The following is an 18,639-nucleotide window of genomic DNA, read 5'->3' on the forward strand; positions in this document are numbered from 1 at the left end:
TACTGGCCAGCATCAGCCGCTACCTGCAACAGCGTTTGAAACTGGTGGTCAACGCCAGCAAAAGCCATGTCGTCAAAACCTCGGAGAGTAAGTTCCTCGGATTTACCTTCAAGACGGGGAGGATCCTCATCCACCCGAACAGCTTGCAGCGTTTCAAGCAGCAAGTCAGACGACTGACCAACCGCAACTGGGGCGTCGCGATGGAGTACCAACTCTTCAAAACGAGCCAATACCTGCGAGGCTGGATCCACTACTTTGGTATCGCCAACTGCTATCAACTCTGCGTGGAGCTGGATCAATGGATCCGCCGCCGGATACGGATGGCCTACTGGCGGCAGTGGCGAAAGCCGCGCACCAAGGTACGGAACCTGATGAGCCGGGGCGTCCACGTCCGGACGGCGGTGGCGTGTGGCATCACCAGTAAAGGCCCATGGCGTAGCTCGAAAACCCCGGGGATCCAGCAGGCGTTATCGAACGCGTACCTGAAATCCCAAGGATTGTTTGCGCTGCGCGATGGTTGGATACGGCTTCACCATTCTAAGTGAAACGCCCTGTGCGGACCCGCACGCAGGGTGTTGTGGGGGCTGGGGGCTAGAAACCTCCGGCTACCCGATTGATTGCATATTTCTGTATTTTCTATTCATTCCACACCCTACCGGATGCGGCAGCGTAAGACGCTGCGTTGCAGGCTCCCGCTGAAACATGCTGCCGCGGACCGATGACGTCAGCGCTGGATATCAATTGTTGCCATCCCGTTATGAAGCGGTAGCCAATGTTAAGCGGTTTCGGGTGTGGTCGATGAATTTGCCGGAAACGATCACGAAATCATCCGACCGATTCCTATAGGCAAGGCGGCTATTACCGCGAGTCGACCCTGCCATTTTGGGCACTATGCACACATTTTTGTGCTGCAAAACGCCGGTCTGCCAGTGGCAGATCGACAGGCTGTGCGGGGTTGCCAATGGCGATGAATGAAGGAGTGTGTGCATAGATATGCAAATCTATCCGCGGTATGAGGTGCGGGGGTCCATCGTGGCTGCTTCCGGTATGGGGGGAACGGAGCCGTCATCCTGGTTCCACCGATTTCGGCCTGCTGCCTTTCACTGGCCTGCGCTGGATCATCTCTGTCTTGGCGCTCCGTCGTTACAATACGCGGCCAACCATCAGGAGCCGGTATGCAACTCAATCAGCACGTTCATATGTTGGGGGATGACCTCAAGAGCCGCTATGGCGAGCGGATCCATAAACTCACCCTGCATGGCGCCTTTACCTGCCCGAATCGGGACGGCACCCTGGGACGTGGTGGTTGCACCTTCTGCAATGTGGCGTCGTTTGCCGATGAGCAAGCCCAGATCCTGCCCATCCGCGACCAGCTACTGGCGCGCGCCGGCGAGGCCAACCGTGCCAAGCGCTATCTGGCCTATTTTCAGGCCTACACCAGCACCTACGCCGAAGTCGGTTTTCTACGCCAGATGTATGAAGAAGCACTGCAAGCGGCGGATATTGTCGGTCTGTGCGTGGGGACCCGCCCGGATTGTGTGCCGGATGCGGTTCTCGACTTGCTGGCGGGCTATCAGCAGCAGGGCTTCGAGATCTGGCTGGAGCTGGGTTTGCAGAGCGCCAATGATGCCACCCTCAAACGCATCAATCGTGGCCATGATTACCGGGCGTATGAAAACGCGGTGATCCGGGCGCGGGCCCGGCAGCTGAAGGTCTGTACCCATCTCATCGTGGGTCTACCCGGAGAAGTAGCCATGGATAGCCTGGCCACGTTGCAACAGGTGGTTCGTACCGGTACCGATGGCATCAAATTGCACCCCTTGCATGTGGTGGAGGGGAGCATTCTGGGCAAAGCCTGGCACGCGGGACGCCTTGAGGTGCCGACCCTCGAAGAGTATGTCGAGGCGGCGGTGGCGATGATCCGGCACACGCCCGCAGAGGTGGTCTATCACCGGGTCTCCGCTTCGGCGCTCAAACCGACACTCTTGGCGCCCGAGTGGTGCGAGAACCGCTGGAGCGCCATGGTCGCCATCGGGGAAGCTTTAGCGCTGAGCGGTGGGCAAGGGTCGGCCCTGAGCTGATCTCGCGTTGGGCATTGATGGCTCGCAGGCGCTGCGAGCCGTAGTGCTTGCCTCATATGAAGCCACTGTCCTTTTTAGTCTCTTTTCGATAGCAAACCAGATCAAAAACTCTACTTTTGTGATATTACAATCAAGCACTGAAAGCGCTTTCGTGAGCTGACTTACAGTTTCTGTTGGCCTGGATGCGCAAGATGGTAGGGCAGTCCATCGACAGCTGCCTCGCGAGTCCGTAAGGTAAGGGTGAGCCAAGGATTGCGAGCTTATTCATAAGAATCGACAAGGAGATAAAATTGGTATCTGTTGGACCAGGATCAGTAAATCAGGCTCGAGAAGCGGTGAACCAGACCATGGCTCTGGTGCTGGCGGGTGGTCGCGGTAGTCGACTCAAGCAGCTGACCGATAATCGAGCCAAGCCGGCGGTCCACTTTGGTGGCAAGTTCCGCATCATCGATTTTGCACTGTCAAATTGCATCAATTCCGGTGTCCGTCGGGTCGGGGTCGTGACCCAGTACAAGTCCCATAGCCTGTTGCGTCACCTGCAAGCCGGTTGGTCTTTTCTGCGCTACCAGATGAATGAGTTCATCGACTTGCTGCCCGCGCAGCAACGGGTGGACGAAGTGAACTGGTATCGGGGAACCGCCGATGCGGTGTTCCAGAATCTGGATATAGTGCGCGATTATGCGCCCAAGTACATTCTGGTGCTGGCGGGGGATCACGTCTACAAGATGGACTACACCACGCTGATCATGGATCACGTGCAATTGGGCGGGCCTGTGACGGTCGCCTGTATCGAGGTGCCCAAGCAGGAGGCCTCGGCGTTTGGTGTCATGCAGGTCGATGAGAGTCGCCGCATCATCGATTTTGTCGAGAAGCCGGAAGATCCGCCGACGATTCCCGGCGATCCCGAGACCTCGATGGCCTCCATGGGTGTGTATGTGTTTGATGCGGAGTTCTTGTATCAAGTGCTGGCCGAGGATCAGGATGATGACACTTCGTGCCGTGATTTTGGCATGAACATCATCCCCAAAATGGTCAAGGCCGGCCTGGCGCATGCCCATCCGTTTAACCTCTCCTGTGTGCGCAATCGTGGACACGAGCACTGCTGTTACTGGCGTGATGTCGGTACGGTTGATTCCTTCTGGGAAGCGAATATGGATTTGGCTTCGGTGGTCCCGGAACTGGATCTATATGACGAAAGCTGGCCCATCTGGACCAATCAGAAGCAGTTGCCGCCCGCCAAGTTTGTGCAGGATTACGAGGGGAAAGCCGGGAATTCGTTGAATTCGGTGTTTTCCGGCGGCGTCATCGTCAGTGGATCGGATATTGCCAACTCGGTGTTGTTCACCGGGGTGCGAGTGCACTCCAACTGCAAGCTGGATGGTGTGGTCGCGTTCCCGGATGTGGTCATCCACCGCGGTTGTCGTCTGCACAAGGTGATTATTGATAAACAGTGCGAGTTGCCACCAGGTCTGGTGATCGGGGAGGATGCCGAGGAGGATGCCCGCCGTTTTCACCGTAGCGAGGGTGGGGTGACGCTGGTGACCAAGAGTATGCTCAAGGCTCTGGCGCAGCAGCATCCCGATTTATTCGATGGGGTGCCTCAGGAACGGCCGGATCGACCGCGCTAAGCGGTGGGTTGACTGTCGACACGAGACGCTAAACCGTATGCAATTCTGAGGGGCCGAGAGGCCCCTTTGTTGTTTTTATCGGGATTTGCCACTAACTGTGCGCGGATCCTGCCCGAGGCGGGCCTGGGGTTGATATGATAGCCCGAGTTGTATTACGAGGAACTGGCATGCGGCAAATCAAATCCTGGGCCCAATATTATGTGGATTGGCTGACTCGTCTGGGGATCATCCGCTTCAGCTTGTTACTGGCGCTCTTCATCATAGTGCTGGCGGTGCTGATCCAGATGGGAGTGACGCTGTTGCTCCGTGGCATTGTCGATGTGGTCGACATAGTGCGCTCGGTATTTTTTGGTCTGCTGGTCACCCCCTGGGCGGCCTATTTTCTCACCGCCGTGGTTGACGAGTTGGAAGATTCCCGGCAGCGGCTGACTCATATGGTTAGCAAACTGCAGGAGATGCGGGAGCGGGATCAGGCGTTGAATGTGCAGTTGCACAGCAATATCAGCCAACTGAATCAGCAGATTGAAGAGACCCACAGGGCCGAGGCGGCACGACAACAGGCCATGAGCGAGCTCAAGGCCGAAGTGGCGCGACGGGAGCAGGCACAGCTGGACCTGGAAGATCGCAGCGCCCTGCTGCGATCCTTTATCGATAGTTCGCCCGACATCATTTACTACCGCAACCCGCAAGGGGAGTTCTCCGGCTGTAATCTGGCGATGGAAACATTGACCGGCTGCAAAGAGTCCGAATTGATTGGCAAGACGCCCCATGACATCTATGAGCCTGCGGTGGCGGACCGAGTGGTAGAAACCGATCGTCATGTCTTTGCCAGTGACACTACTTACACCTATGAGCAGTGGATGCGCTATCCCGATGGGCATACCGCCTGCTTCGAGATGCGCAAGGTGCCGTTTTATGATGCGCGGGGTAACCGCTTGGGGTTGCTGGGTTTTGGTCGCGACGTAACCGAGCGCAAGCGCTACCAGGAACAGCTGGAACAGGCGAGCCGCGAGAAGACCACCTTCATCTCGACTATCAGTCATGAATTGCGCACCCCGCTCAATGGCATCGTCGGCCTGAGCCGGATTTTGCAGGAAAGCCGTCTGGATGCTGAACAGCGTCAGTATCTCAATACCATCCATGTCAGTGCCGTCACGCTGGGCAATATTTTCAACGACATCATCGATCTGGACAAAATTGATCGCCATCGTTTGCAGATCGCGCCCGCCCGGGTCGACTTGCCAGCATTCTTGAGCGATTTGGAGTCTCTGACCCGGCTGATGGCCGAGCAGAAAGGTTTGTATCTACATGTGGATCTGGATGGTGATGTTCCCTCCTGGGTCTTGGCCGATGGAACTCGCTTGCGGCAGGTGCTGTGGAATCTGACCGGTAATGCCATCAAGTTCACGGAACAGGGTGGGGTGACGTTACGGATCTATATGCATCAGGAAGACGAGCAGCATGTCCACCTGCGCTTTGAGGTTGAAGATACCGGAGTCGGGATCCCGGCTGCTGAGCTCGACAAGATTTTTGCCATGTACTACCAGGTCAATGGCAAGAAGCATGCGGTCGGTACCGGCATCGGCCTGGCGGTGTCCCGACAACTGGTGGAAGCCATGGGCGGGACGCTGGAGGTGGATAGCGAAGAGGGGCATGGTAGCTGCTTTACCCTGGAGCTGGTGGTGGAGTCGCTAGCGGAACCAGCCCCGGAGATCGAGCTCACGACCCCGGCACTGCGGATCCTGCTGGTCGAGGATGTGGAGCTGAACATCACGGTGGCGACCGCCTTGCTGGAAAAGCTGGGGCACAGCGTGGTTCCGGCCCGTTGCGGCGAGGAGGCCTTGGCACTGATGCAACCCGAGGCCTTTGATCTGGTACTGCTGGATATCCAGTTGCCGGACATGACCGGCTTTGAAGTGGCGGATCAGCTGCTGGAGCGTCATGGGCGCGAGGCGCTGCCGCCGCTGGTGGCGTTAACCGCCAACCTGATCCGCGACAAGTCGACTTATTTGGCCCACGGCATGCGCGATGTGATTGGCAAGCCGCTGTCGGTGGACAATCTCAAGCGGGTGTTGCACCAGCTGTTTCTCGCGCCTGCGGCGCACGAGGCGGATCCAGCAGCGCCTGAGGCTGCGCCGGCTCTACCGGCTGTCGCGGCCGATGCGCCGGTGCTCGAGGATATTCTGGATCTGCCCTTTTTAACGGACTATGCCGACATGGTGGGCAAGCCGGTTTTGCTCGGGGCTGTGGAGCTGTTCGCGCAGATGATGCCGGATTATCTGGCTGAGCTGGAGCGCCAGCTCGAAGCGCACCAGCAGGACGGGATCGTCAGTGAGGCGCACAAGATCAAGAGCGCGGTCGGGGCTATTGGCTTGCGGCGTTTGCATCAATTGGCCAAGCAGGCCCAATCTCCGGACTTGCCGGAGTGGTCGCAGCAGATCCAGTCGTGGGTGGCTGAATTGCGGAGTGTCTATCCAAGCGATCTACAGCAGTTGAAAGCCTGGTTGGCCAGTTGATGGTGGGAAATAATCACGGGTTCGGGAGAGTCATCGGATGATGAGATATGAGCAGTTGTTGCAACCGGCGCGTTTTAGTCAGCTGCCTGCCGACTCCTTGCTGGAAGCGACGGAAGCGGATCGAGCCCGGGTGGTGCAAAGCGCTCCGGTGCGGCGTTTGCAGCAAAAAACCCAGGTCTTTCCTCTGGATGTCAAAGCCTCTGTTCGTAGTCGTTTGACTCACTCCCTGGAAGTGCAGCAGGTGGGGCGCCAGATTTGTCGCGCCTTGCTCCGCGCCAAGGAAGATGCCGGTTTACCGGAAATGCCTTTGTTGAATCTGCTGGAAATGGCCTGTCTGCTCCACGATGTGGGTAATCCACCGTTCGGCCACTTTGGCGAGTCGGTGCTGCGGGAGTGGCTGGGACAGCAATTACCGGTCCTCTATGCCCAGTGCTTGGCGCAGGAGCCGAGTGAGCTATGGACTCAGACTCTCCAACCGGACCTGCTGGCGTTTGATGGCAATGCCCAGAGCTTGCGGCTGGCGCACTCCCTGCAACAGATGGATTTGACCTATAGCTTGCTGGCGACCCTGATCAAGGTGCCGGTCGGCATGGGGGATGGCGCCGAACCCGGACAAAAGATTGGTTATTTTTACAGTGAGCGCCGATTGGTGAGTCAGCTACGGCAACAGCTGGGGGTGCAGGTGGGGCAGCGATTCCCGCTGGTTTATCTGATGGAGGCGGCCGACGATCTCTGTTACTGCATCGCCGATCTGGAGGATGCGGTCGATCGTGGCTTGTTGAGCCTGCTCGAGCTGCAACAGCACCTGCTCTCGGTCTGGCACGGTGATGCGTATCTCTCCGGGCTGCTGGCCGAGGCGCAGGCTAGCGTAGAGGGCTTCTTTCCGACCTTCCGTGCGCGCTTGACCGATGAGGTGGTCCGGGTGGTGGTGGCGGAGTACCTGCAGCATGAGTCCGCGATTCTGGAGGGTCATTTCGCTGGCAGTTTACTGGCCAGCGGTCATCCAGCCATCGAATTGCTGTCACTCTTGCGTCAGCTCGCCCGGGATCGGATTTTTCGTTGTCGTGAGATTGAAGCGCTGGAGCTGGAAGGATATGCGGCATTAACCGGCGTACTGGATAGTTATGGGCGACTGCTGACGCTGACTCATGCCGAATTTATGGCGCTGCTGGCGGATGACGAGGGCAGTGGCCATGCGCTGCATCGACGTTTATCCCATCGTTTATCGCGGCGACATCTGGATGCCTATCGCCGGGCGGTCAGGGATCTTGAGTGCGAGGATGCTCGTTGGGAAGAACTGGAGTGGTATTACCGGGTGCGTCTGCTCATCGATTATGTCAGTGGCATGACCGATACCTATGTGCAGGCGGAATACCGGTTACTGCGTGGCTTCTGATGACGCAAGGGGCGCTAGAGTCCCCTTGGTCATCAAGTTGTGAAGGTTAGCCTGAGATCAGGGCAAAGGCGCGATTATCGATACTGTGTTGGAACTGCTTATGCAGCATCTCCAGCAGCAGATAGGAGCGCTGATCGCCGTCCGGCTCCAGATAGAGGGCTTCGAGTCCGGCAAAGGCGCCTTCGTTGATCCGTACCTTATCACCGCTGCAGGGTAACTGACTCAGCAGCGCTCGCACCTCGTCGCTATCTTCGTGACACATCAACGAATAGACCAGCTCCTTGGGAACCTTGGTCCATTGATTACCAAAGCGCACCATATGACGCAGACCCCGGGTGGAGTTCAGGCGATAGGGGGGAAAGGTATCCAAATCGACTTGCACAAACAGATAGGAGGGGAACATGGGCTCCATCCGTGCGACACGGTGGCCCCGCTGTAACTTCTCGACCTGAACCATGGGGTAGTAGCTGTCCACACCCTGATTTCTCAGGTGCATGCTGGCTCTCCCCTCTTCGCGATGGCGGCAATATGCCAAATACCAGTCTTTCATGGCGGTAACTTCCGTGATCCGTGCAGTTTTTTTAGTTAGTTATCGTGTTCATCATGCTCAGCTCAACAATAGCGGCTGAAAAAAAGAAAGGCCACGCTTTCGTGACCTTTCTGTGGATTCTAACCGCATTTACAAAAAATTACACGGTCGGGGTTGTCGTATTACCAGCCCTTGACGACGCCGCCTTTGAACAACTCTTGTGCGGCTTTGTAGACTTCATCGCTTTGATAGGCCTGAACAAACTGTTTGACCTTTTCTGCATCCTTGTTGTCTTCACGAGCCACCACCAGATTCACGTAAGGTGAGTCCTTGTCTTCGACAAACAGACCATCCCGAGTCGGCAACAGGTCAATTTGCGAGGCATAGGTGGTGTTGATAATCGCCAGATCCACATCATCCAGGGAGCGTGGCAGTTGCGCCGCTTCCAGTTCGACAATCTTGACTTGCTTCGGATTGCCGACGATATCCAGCACAGTTCCATTCAGGCCGACATCTGCCTTCAGCTGGATGATGCCCTGCTTTTGCAGCAGCAGCAAAGAGCGGCCGAGGTTGGTCGGATCGTTGGGGACCGCGATTTGGGCGCCTTCTTTCAACTCAGCTATGGTCTTGATTTTCTTGGAGTAGCCAGCAATCGGATAGACGAACGTATTGCCCACAGCCGCCAGTTTGTAGCCACGATCCTTGATTTGTGAATCCAGGTAAGGCTTGTGTTGGAAGGCGTTGACATCAATGCTGCCATCGTTGAGCGCGACGTTGGGCGTGACATAGTCGCTGAAGCTGACAATTTCGACTTCCAGGCCGAACTTCTCTTTGGCGACTTGCTTGGCTACTTCCACCACCTGCGCTTCGGTACCGGCAATCGCACCGACTTTGATATGGTTGTCTTGTGCATCTTTGCCACATCCCGAGATCAGCAATGCAGAGAGCAAGGCGGCGGCAGTATGTAGTGCATATTTCATGGAAACCTCCTGTTGGATAAAACTCGATTTTTAGCGATGATCGACACGTTTGACCAGACGGTCACCCAGTCCTTGGATCAGTTGCACCAGCAGCACCAGAATCACCACGGTGACCAGCATAATGGCAGGGTCAAAGCGTTGATAGCCGTAGCGAATACCCACATCCCCCAGGCCACCACCACCGATAGCACCCGCCATCGCCGAGTAGTTCACCAGGGTTACCAGCGTGATGGTGAGAGCATTGATAATCCCGGGCAAGGCTTCGGGTAGTAATACTTTCTGGATGATCTGCAGTGGTTTTGCTCCCATGGCCTGAGCGGCTTCCTGAAGACCGAATGGTACCTCGATCAGGGCGCCCTCAATCAGGCGCGCGACAAACGGAATGGCGCCGACGGTAAGGGGGACTATGGCGGCAACCGTACCGATACTGGTTCCGACGATGAGTCGGGTAAACGGAATGATGGCCACCAGCAAAATAATGAATGGCACCGAGCGGCCGATATTGACGAGGGTGCCCAGCAGGCGCTGCAGTTTCGGTTGGGCCAGGATTTGTCCGGCTTTGGTCACATGCAAGGCCACGCCCAATGGAATACCCAATAACGCACTGAACAGTGCCGACGCTGCGACCATGAGGATGGTTTCACCCAAGGCCAGGAGTAACAAATCAATCATGGCTGCGGACATAGCCTAATACCTCTACCTGGATTTGGTGCTCACGGAAAAAATCGATGGTCTGTTGCGTCGCGGCCGGTGTGGCAAACAGTTCGGCGAGCAGGAAACCAAATTTGACGCCACCAGCGTACTCAATGTCGGCGCTGAGAATACTAACATCGATTCCGAATTGGCGGCTGGCTTGGGAAATCAGCGGCGCATCGACCGTGTTACCACTGAAGCCCAGGCGCAGTAAGGGCCAGCTCTGCTCAATCCGCTGGTCCAGCAACCGGGCCTGATATTCCTGGGGGATCGGTAAGTGAATGGTGGAGCGAATAAAGTCTTGGGCCAGTTGGGTCTTGGCATGAGAGAAGAACCAAGCGACTTCCCCTTGTTCGATTAACTCCCCCTCGCTGATGATGGCGACCCGATCACAAATACTCTTCACCACATCCATTTCATGGGTGATCAGCAATATGGTCAGACCCAGTTTGAGATTGATCTCTTTGAGCAGGGCCAGGATAGATTGGGTGGTTTGTGGGTCCAGCGCCGATGTGGCTTCGTCGCACAGCAACACCTTGGGCTCAGGAGCCAGGGCTCGAGCGATGGCGACTCGTTGTTTCTGTCCACCAGAGAGTTCAGATGGATAGGCATGGGCTCGATTGCTCAGACCCACCAGATCGAGCAGCTTGGTGACCCGTTGCTGAATACCGGCTTTATCTATGCCTGCCAGCTCCAGAGGTAGCGCAACATTCTCGAATACGGTTCTCGAGGCGAGCAGATTGAAGTGTTGGAAGATCATGCCAATCTTGCGACGGGCCAGGGTCAGCTCATGATTCGCCAGCGCGGTTAATTCGATACCATCGACTTCGACATGGCCTGAGGTTGGTCGCTCCAGAAGATTGACACAACGAATGAGGGTGCTTTTACCAGCCCCGGATGCGCCAATCACCCCGAAGATTTCCCCCTTGCCGATCTGCAGGTCGGTGGGTTTGAGGGCGACCACGGCCTGGGAGCCTTGACCGTATGTTTTTGCAATTTTACTTAGTTTAATCATGGTTAATCTCATGCTACGGCGGCGTCTGTCACTGGTTATGACTGGAGCTGCAGCCAAACTGGCTAGATATGCCAGTAATCATGGTAAAAGATGCTATGGCGTTCACAGACTTGTGTCAACGGACTTTTCTATGTCTGGATGGCTAAATGGCTGCTATCCATAGCTAAAAAATAGCTAACACCAGGTTCAAGCGTAGTGGATGTCGGATATAGCAGGCAGGATCATGATGTTTGGCACATGATGCGTGGCAATAGTAGGGCTGAAATGACTCCGGGGCGCAGTGCGCCCCGGAGTCATCATCAATCAGGATGAGGGTGCCGAATTATTCGGTTTCCAGTGTGCCGCAGAAGCGGTAGCCCTCACCGTGGATGGTGGCAATAATTTCCGGAGTATCTGGCACGGATTCAAAATGCTTGCGGATCCGCCGGATGGTGACATCCACAGTTCTATCATGTGGTTTGAGTTCTCGACCGGTCATTTTCAGTAATAAGTCGGCACGAGTCTGGATTTGGCCCGGGTTTTCACAAAAATGCAGCAGGGCGCGAAACTCGGAGCGCGGAAGACGAAATGACTCGGCTGATGGGTTGATCAGGCTCCGGCTGTTGATATCCAGAGTCCAGCCGTTGAAGCGGTAGTTTTGTTGTTGGTTCGTCGCAGTACCAGAGGCGTCCTCTCCACGACGAGTACGACTGAGCAGGTTGCGGGCCCGGATCGTTAGTTCACGAGGATTGAATGGCTTGGTGATGTAATCATCAGCGCCAATTTCCAGGCCAAGGATCTTGTCCACTTCATTGTCGCGTCCGGTCAAGAACATCAGGCCGGTTTGCCCCTTTTCCCGTAGCTCACGAGCAAGCAACAGGCCATTTTTACCCGGTAAATTGATGTCCATGATGACAAGATCAACATCATTGTCCGTTAAAGCCTCATGCATCTCATCGCCATTATTGGCTTCGAGCACATCGTAGCCTTCTGCTTCAAAGATGCTTTTCAGAGAATTGCGTGTCACGAGCTCGTCTTCGACGATCAGGATCTGTGGTGTGTGCATGGACATTACCCGGGAGGTTAAAAACTAACAGAAAATTTAACATTTCGTTTTACTAAAGGCGATGAGTTGTTCACAGCGCTTAGTGCAGCAAGCTATTTTTTCGATGATTTTGACGCTGTGGTCTCATTACTCGGGCTTACTTGGCCCGAACAAGGGATTAAGGAAACCCGTTTACAACGGCTGAGGAATGTATCAAGTAACAGGCGGTTAACAATAGCTGGCTAGGGGATAGGGGCAAGAATCGAGAGCTTGTTTGACGTATATCAACTTTAATCGGACGCTCAAATGACTGAAGTGTGATTACTCGTAAAAGCCGAGTGGGGTGGCGGTGCGGTTAAAACTGGTAAGCGAGGCCCACGGCAATTTCTTGCAGGCTCTCATCTTTGGAAAGGCCATAGGCTGCCTGCACGCTCAAGGCTTGACTTAACAGCAGGGTTGAGCTGAATTCGAGTTGGGTATCGGACGTTTCAGCAAAAACTTGCCGCATGCTACTGGAGAGGATCAGGTTGTCATTCCAGTGGTAACCGACACCGGAGCTGAATTGATAGTTCTGTTGCGTGATGCCATCCATATTGGGCTTAGCGGCGCCCGTTTCAAAGAAGGAGTACCAACCTTTCCAGCTCTCCTGATAGCCGCCCTTGAATTGCCAGTCATAGATCAACTGTTGTTTGGCGTACAAATTTTGCTCGAGCAGAGAAGGTGTGTAGGAGCTGACATAGATATGTTCGCCAAGAGCCGTTTTCCCTGATTCAAAGCCGTTCGCGACCGCTTCTGCCGGGCCCATCATGGCCAGCATACAGATAGCAAATAAGAGACGCTTGCCTTGTCGGTTCATGGGACTCCCTGCGTACAGTGAGGATAAGCATGGCACAGCTACGACCCAGGATCAGTGAGCCAAGCTATAATTTATGGTCAGTCACTCCGCGGCACCATGGGAATAATCGCGCAAGCGCTGGTATTCCCCAGGCGCTGACGCTAGATTGGCGCCCTCGTGGGAGAGGGAGATGCTATGGAACTCATTTTTATCCTGATGGCACCGGCGCGACCGGAAAATGTCGGTGCTGCGGCACGGGCTCTCAAGACCATGGGCTTTGCACAGTTGCGGATTGTCGCCAGTGACGTGCATACCCGGGATGAGGCGCACTGGGTTGCTCATGGTGCACAGGAGTTGCTGACCAGTGCGCAACGGTTTGATGCTCTGCCAGAGGCTTTGGCTGATCTGGATCTGGTGGTTGCCACAACGGCGCGCCAGCGTGGCGAACACTACCGTTATTTGACGCCGGATGAGGTGTGCCAGCAGATCCGCAACAAACCAAGTTTACGCCGTATCGGCATTCTGTTTGGTTGCGAAGAGTCCGGTTTGTCCAATACCCAACTGGCACAAGCGGATCTGGTTAGCTATTTGCCGTTGCGAGTGGGTTACCCTTCTTTGAATCTGGGGCAGGCCATCATGTTATATGCCTATGAGCTCTCCGCATTGTTCGATGGGGAAATATCCTGCGAACCGGCCGTTCAGCCCGAGCAGGCTCAGGTCCATGCCCTGCAACATAAATCAGAACAAATACTCGATGCAATCGGTGTATCTCAGGATGAAAAGCTAAGGAAGTGGGTGCTTGATGGTATTCCTATGCTGGCACAACGGGATATGAACCTGTTACATCTGCTGTGCAAGGATCTGGCCAAGGCGTTGGCAAATTCAAGAATAGATTGACAGGCACCAGGGCAATCCGGTATTGCTAAGCGCGTTTATTCATTCAGGTTTGATTTCCAACATGCTGTCAGTGATCACCCGCACCACCACAATTACCATTACCGGCACCACCTTGGGTGGTATCGGCGCGGGCTGCTGAGTGCACTGACAACAGGTTCAGAAATTTCAAAAGCCCGTACCCCTAAGGTACGGGCTTTTTCGTTACAGGGAGATGTGTATGCGTGTTTTGAAGTTTGGAGGCTCTTCACTGGCTGATGCCGAGCGTTTTTTGCGGGTATCGGACATTGTGGTTAACAACCAGCAGCAAGCTCAGGTGGCGTTGGTACTGTCAGCTCCGGCCAAAGTAACCAATCACTTGGTCGCCTTGGTGGAACAGACGAGCCGGGGGCTGGATGCCTCAGAAACTCTGGCGCAGATTGAAGGGATCTTCACCCACCTGATTGCTGGTTTAAAGAGTAAATATCCAGCGCTGGATGACAGCAAGCTCAAGGCGCGAATGGAGCTAGAATTTGCCGGTGTCCGTCGGCAGATGCAAGGCATTACCCTGCTGGGTCAATGCCCGGATAATATTCAGGCGCAGATCCTCAGCCGCGGTGAAGCCCTTTCTATTGCCTGCATGCATGAATTGCTGAGTGTTCGAGGTCATGAGGTAGTGCTGATTGACCCGGTCAAGTTGCTGCTGGCTGAAGGTGGCTTCCTGGAATCCCACGTCAACATCGATGTTTCCCGTGCCCGTTTCCAAGCCGAGCCGCTCAAGACCGAAGCCGTTTATTTGATGGCGGGTTTCACCGGTGGTAACGAGAAGGGTGAGCTGGTGCTGCTAGGCCGCAACGGCTCCGATTACTCCGCGGCCTGTCTGGCCGCCTGCGTCAGCGCCGAGTGCTGTGAAATCTGGACCGATGTGGATGGCGTCTACAGTTGCGATCCGCGCTTGGTGCCGGATGCGGTACTGCTCAAGCGTATGTCGTATAAGGAGGCGATGGAGCTTTCCTACTTTGGTGCCAAGGTTCTGCACCCGCGGACCATAGCGCCCATCGCTCAATTCCATATTCCCTGCCTCATCAAGAACAGTTTCAACCCGCAGGGCGAGGGCACTCTGATTGCCGAGCAGGGCGATGACGAGCTGCCGGTCAAGGGCATCTCCGATCTGGCCGGGATCTCCATGATCAACGTCAGCGGTCCTGGTATGAAAGGCATGGTCGGCATGGCCGGTCGTATCTTCACCGCGGTTTCCCGCGCTGGTGTCTCCATTACGCTGATCACCCAGTCCTCGTCCGAGTACAGCATCAGCTTCTGTATTCATACCTACGATGCGGAGAAAGCCCGTCTGATCCTGGAAGAGGAATTCGAGCTGGAGCTGAAGGCCGGATTGCTGGAAGCGATCGAGATGCGTCATGAGCTGGCCATCATCTCTGTGGTTGGGGATGGCATGCGTACCAGTAAGGGGGTTGCGGCGCGTTTCTTCCTGTCGCTGGCGCAGGGTAACATCAATGTGGTCGCCATAGCACAGGGCTCTAGTGAGCGCTCTATCTCTGCGGTCGTGACCAAGGGTAAGGTCAACGAGGCCATCAAGGCGTGTCACCAGAACTTCTTCACCAGCATGCAGTTTATCGATCTCATCCTGGTGGGGTTGGGCGGTGTCGGTGGTGCCTTGTTGGAGCAAATCCGTCGCCAACAGCCAGTGCTGGCCGCACAGGGCATCGGCTTGCGTGTGGTTGGTCTGGCGAACTCCCGTAAACTAGCACTGAATCGAGATGGCCTGGATCTGGCCAATACGAGTGCTCTGCTCGAAGAGGCAGCCCACGGTTTCACGCTGGGTGCGGTGAAAAAATTGGTCGACGATAGTCACCTCATCAATCCGGTGATCGTCGATTGTACCTCTGATGAGTCTGTGGCTAACCAGTATGCTGACTTCCTGGCGGCTGGCTTCCATGTGGTCACACCGAACAAGAAAGCCAATACCAGCTCCATGGCTTACTACCGTGAGCTGCGTAAAACCGCACAATTAACGCGCCGCAAGTTCCTGTACGAAACCAACGTGGGTGCTGGTTTGCCGGTCATCGAAAACCTGCAGAACCTGATCAAGGCAGGTGACAAGCTCAAGGCCTTTGACGGTATCCTCTCAGGTTCCTTGTCCTTTATCTTCGGCAAGCTGGATGAGGGGATGAGCTTCTCTGAGGCGACTCTGACCGCCAAGGGCAAGGGCTTTACCGAGCCGGATCCGCGCGATGATCTCAGTGGCATGGATGTGGCGCGCAAGCTGCTGATCCTGGCACGCGAGGCCGGTATGGTGCTCGACTTGGCTGATGTTGATGTTGAACAAGCCCTGCCGCCTGGTTTTGATGCCAGCGGCGATACCGAGAGCTTTATCCGTCGTTTGCCGGAAGCGGATGCCTGGTTTGCCAGCAAGGTGGCAGAAGCCAAAGCACAGGGCCAAGTCTTGCGCTACGTCGGCTCCATCAAGGATGGCAAGTGCAAGGTGGCCATCAAGGCAGTGGATGAAAATGATCCCCTGTATAAGGTCAAGGATGGTGAAAACGCTCTGGCGTTCTTCTCGACCTATTATCAACCGATTCCTCTCGTGCTGCGTGGCTATGGAGCTGGAACTGAAGTCACAGCGGCTGGGGTGTTTGCAGATCTGCTGCGCACCCTGAATTGGAAACAGGAGGTTTAATATGGCGGTTGTTGCCTATGCACCCGCATCGATAGGGAATGTCAGTGTCGGTTTCGATGTACTCGGCGCTGCTTTGGCCCCGATTGACGGATCTTTACTCGGTGATCGGGTTGAAGTGCACGCCAGTGCGCAAGCCTTCACGCTGGAATGCCGGGGCCGTTTTGCCCATAAGTTGCCTGCCGATCCACAGAAGAACATCGTCTATGCCTGTTACCTGGGTTATGCCGAAGCGCTCAAGAAAAAAGGCCGCAGCATTCAGCCGCTGCATATGGTGCTGGAAAAGAATTTGCCCATCGGCTCAGGGCTTGGCTCCAGTGCTTCGAGCATAGTGGCGGCGCTGGAAGGCCTGAACGGTTTTCACGATTTTGCTCTGGATAAAGACGAGCAACTGTTGTTGATGGGGGAGCTGGAAGGCAGTATTTCCGGCTCCGTGCATTACGATAACGTTGCTCCTTGCTATCTGGGGGGGATCCAGCTGATGATCGAGGAAGCTGGAGTCATCAGCCAGTCGATCCCCGATTTCGAGCACTGGTACTGGGTGTCCTGTTATCCGGGGATCAGCATCAGTACCGCAGAAGCGCGCGCTATCCTGCCGGCACAATATCGGCGCAGTGATTGTCTGACTTATGGTCGTCGCTTAGCCGCCTTTATCCATGCCAGCTATACCGGACAGGATCAATTGGCCGCAGCCGTGCTCAAGGATGTCATCGCCGAGCCCTATCGCCAGGCGTTGATCCCTGGTTTTAACGAAGTGCGCCAGCATGCCGCGTTATCGGGCGCATTGGCAACCGGGATCTCAGGATCTGGCCCCAGCGTGTTTGTGGTGATGACGGACAGGCAACAAGCACTGCGTATGCAGGAGTGGCTGGAAGCCAATTTCATCCAGAATCAGGACGGGTTCTGCCACGTGTGTCGTATCGACCGTGCGGGCACCACGGTGAATGTAATCGAGTAAGGGACACAGGATTATGAAGCTGTACAACATCAAAGATCACAGTGAACAGGTTAATTTCGCGCAAGCCGTCAAGCAGGGATTAGGGCGTGGGCAAGGCTTATTTTTTCCAGATAGCCTAGTTCCGCTGGCGGATGTGGAGGCTCTGCTGGCCAAGCCGCTGGTTGAGCGTTCGGCGATCATTCTGCGCCATCTGCTGGGGGATGAACTGCCGGAGCTGGCTCAGCTGGTTGCCAATGCCTTCACCTTTCCGGCTCCGCTGGTTGAGGTTGGCATGAATCAGTATGCCCTCGAGCTGTTTCATGGTCCGACGCTGGCATTCAAGGATTTCGGTGGCCGTTTCATGGCGCAATCGCTGATGGCGGTGTCGGATGGTAAAAAGATCACCATCCTGACCGCTACCTCAGGGGATACCGGAGCTGCGGTGGCACATGCCTTCTACGGTTTGCCGAATATCGAGGTAGTGATCCTCTATCCGAAGGGCAAGATCAGTCCGTTACAGGAAAAACTGTTCTGTACCCTGGGTGGCAACATTCGCACCATTGCGGTTCATGGCGCTTTTGATGATTGCCAAGCGTTGGTGAAGCAGGCGTTTGATGATGAAGAGCTTAAAAAAGCGATTGGCCTGAACTCCGCGAATTCGATCAATATCAGTCGCTTGTTGGCCCAGGTTTGCTACTACTTCGAGGCAGTTGCACAATTGCCCGCCGAGAAGCGCGCTCAGGCGGTGATTGCGGTGCCGTCCGGTAACTTCGGCAACCTGACCGCTGGCCTGATTGCCAAGGCGCTCGGCTTACCGGTGAAGCGTTTCATGGTCGCCACCAATGCCAATGATACCGTGCCTCGCTATCTGCAGCAGGGCACTTGGGATCCCAAGGCGACGGTTGCCACCTTGTCCAATGCCATGGATGTCAGTCGTCCGAATAACTGGCCTCGCGTGGAAGAGCTGTTCAAGGTCAAGGGTTGGGATCTGCAAAGCCTGGCATCCGGTTCGCGTAGCGATGCCCAAACCGAAGATGCGCTCAAGCGTCTGTATGCCCAAGGTTATCTGTGTGAGCCCCATGGTGCCATTGCCTGGGATCTGCTGCAGAGCGAGCTGACGGCCGATGAAGCGGGTATCTTCCTGTGTACGGCCCATCCGGCCAAGTTCAAAGAGAGTGTGGAGTCGATCCTGAACATCCAGCTGGATCTACCGGCGCCACTGGCGGAGCGTGCGGATCTGGCTTTGCTCTCCGATGAGATGGATGCCGATTTTAGTGCTCTGCGTGCCTACTTGCTCAAGGCATAAGCCTTCTCGGTAACCTGAAACGGACAGCCCTTGTGCTGTCCGTTTTTATATGTGCGCCGGGCATGGCGCGCAGCGCCGTGACAGGCGCTATCCGGTCACCGTGGTGGTGATGGGATGACTTGGAGGTGTAA

15 protein-coding genes are annotated in these 18,639 nt (G+C 55.5%); 9 read left to right on the top strand and 6 right to left on the bottom strand.

Annotated features, from left to right (window positions below; all coding sequences use genetic code 11):
- From ACYVG7_RS04460 to dgt, 5 genes are all read left to right on the top strand, one after another.
- Window positions 1-545 (top strand): group II intron maturase-specific domain-containing protein (locus ACYVG7_RS04460; RefSeq protein ID WP_460882026.1); only part of this gene is annotated, 545 nt, incomplete at its 5' end.
- Between the two features lie 630 nt (window positions 546-1,175).
- Complete coding sequence (gene mnmL / locus ACYVG7_RS04465) at window positions 1,176-2,081, top strand: tRNA modification radical SAM protein MnmL/YtqA (RefSeq protein ID WP_460882027.1); 906 nt, start codon at window positions 1,176-1,178, stop codon at window positions 2,079-2,081.
- A 290-nt stretch (window positions 2,082-2,371) separates the two neighbouring features.
- Window positions 2,372-3,709 (top strand): glucose-1-phosphate adenylyltransferase, encoded by a 1,338-nt coding sequence (gene glgC / locus ACYVG7_RS04470; RefSeq protein ID WP_460882028.1) that lies wholly within the window; start codon window positions 2,372-2,374, stop codon window positions 3,707-3,709.
- Between the two features lie 167 nt (window positions 3,710-3,876).
- Window positions 3,877-6,225, top strand: a complete 2,349-nt coding sequence (arcB, locus tag ACYVG7_RS04475) for an aerobic respiration two-component sensor histidine kinase ArcB (protein WP_460882029.1) — start codon at window positions 3,877-3,879, stop codon at window positions 6,223-6,225.
- A gap of 37 nt (window positions 6,226-6,262) precedes the next feature.
- A complete protein-coding gene (dgt, locus tag ACYVG7_RS04480) occupies window positions 6,263-7,621 on the top strand; it encodes a dGTPase (RefSeq protein ID WP_460882030.1) in 1,359 nt (452 codons plus the stop codon).
- A 46-nt stretch (window positions 7,622-7,667) separates the two neighbouring features.
- On the opposite strand, the gene rfaH is transcribed toward dgt, so the two are convergent.
- The 6 genes from rfaH to ACYVG7_RS04510 form a co-directional block, all read right to left on the bottom strand.
- On the bottom strand, window positions 7,668-8,171 hold the full coding sequence (gene rfaH / locus ACYVG7_RS04485) for a transcription/translation regulatory transformer protein RfaH (protein ID WP_460882031.1): 504 nt from the start codon (window positions 8,169-8,171) through the stop codon (window positions 7,668-7,670).
- A 161-nt stretch (window positions 8,172-8,332) separates the two neighbouring features.
- The gene (gene metQ, locus ACYVG7_RS04490) at window positions 8,333-9,130 is read right to left on the bottom strand and encodes a methionine ABC transporter substrate-binding lipoprotein MetQ (RefSeq protein ID WP_460882032.1); all 798 of its coding nucleotides are present in this window, start codon (window positions 9,128-9,130) and stop codon (window positions 8,333-8,335) included.
- Window positions 9,131-9,160: 30 nt separating this feature from the next.
- Entirely contained in the window at window positions 9,161-9,814 is a 654-nt protein-coding gene (locus ACYVG7_RS04495; protein ID WP_460882033.1) for a methionine ABC transporter permease, read from the bottom strand.
- Window positions 9,795-10,838, bottom strand: a complete 1,044-nt coding sequence (metN, locus tag ACYVG7_RS04500; RefSeq protein ID WP_460882034.1) for a methionine ABC transporter ATP-binding protein MetN — start codon at window positions 10,836-10,838, stop codon at window positions 9,795-9,797. The genes ACYVG7_RS04495 and metN overlap by 20 nt, the downstream gene beginning before the upstream one ends.
- 322 nt (window positions 10,839-11,160) lie before the next feature.
- Window positions 11,161-11,883, bottom strand: a complete 723-nt coding sequence (gene arcA / locus ACYVG7_RS04505; RefSeq protein ID WP_460882035.1) for a two-component system response regulator ArcA — start codon at window positions 11,881-11,883, stop codon at window positions 11,161-11,163.
- Window positions 11,884-12,217: 334 nt separating this feature from the next.
- Window positions 12,218-12,718, bottom strand: coding sequence for a hypothetical protein (locus ACYVG7_RS04510; protein ID WP_460882036.1), 501 nt, complete (start codon window positions 12,716-12,718; stop codon window positions 12,218-12,220).
- Window positions 12,719-12,892: 174 nt separating this feature from the next.
- Here ACYVG7_RS04510 and ACYVG7_RS04515 point away from each other — a divergent pair, with 174 nt between their 5' ends.
- The 4 genes from ACYVG7_RS04515 (at window position 12,893) to thrC (ending at window position 18,508) form a co-directional block, all read left to right on the top strand.
- A complete protein-coding gene (locus tag ACYVG7_RS04515) occupies window positions 12,893-13,594 on the top strand; it encodes a tRNA/rRNA methyltransferase (protein WP_460882037.1) in 702 nt (233 codons plus the stop codon).
- A 217-nt stretch (window positions 13,595-13,811) separates the two neighbouring features.
- A complete protein-coding gene (thrA, locus tag ACYVG7_RS04520; RefSeq protein WP_460882038.1) occupies window positions 13,812-16,268 on the top strand; it encodes a bifunctional aspartate kinase/homoserine dehydrogenase I in 2,457 nt (818 codons plus the stop codon).
- Window position 16,269: 1 nt separating this feature from the next.
- The gene (gene thrB, locus ACYVG7_RS04525) at window positions 16,270-17,223 is read left to right on the top strand and encodes a homoserine kinase (protein ID WP_460882039.1); all 954 of its coding nucleotides are present in this window, start codon (window positions 16,270-16,272) and stop codon (window positions 17,221-17,223) included.
- A 13-nt stretch (window positions 17,224-17,236) separates the two neighbouring features.
- Window positions 17,237-18,508 carry a threonine synthase gene (gene thrC / locus ACYVG7_RS04530; protein WP_460882040.1) on the top strand — a complete coding sequence of 424 codons (1,272 nt, stop codon included), beginning with the start codon at window positions 17,237-17,239 and terminating at the stop codon, window positions 18,506-18,508.
- Window positions 18,509-18,639 lie beyond the last annotated feature (131 nt).

Source organism: Pseudaeromonas pectinilytica (assembly GCF_054780855.1).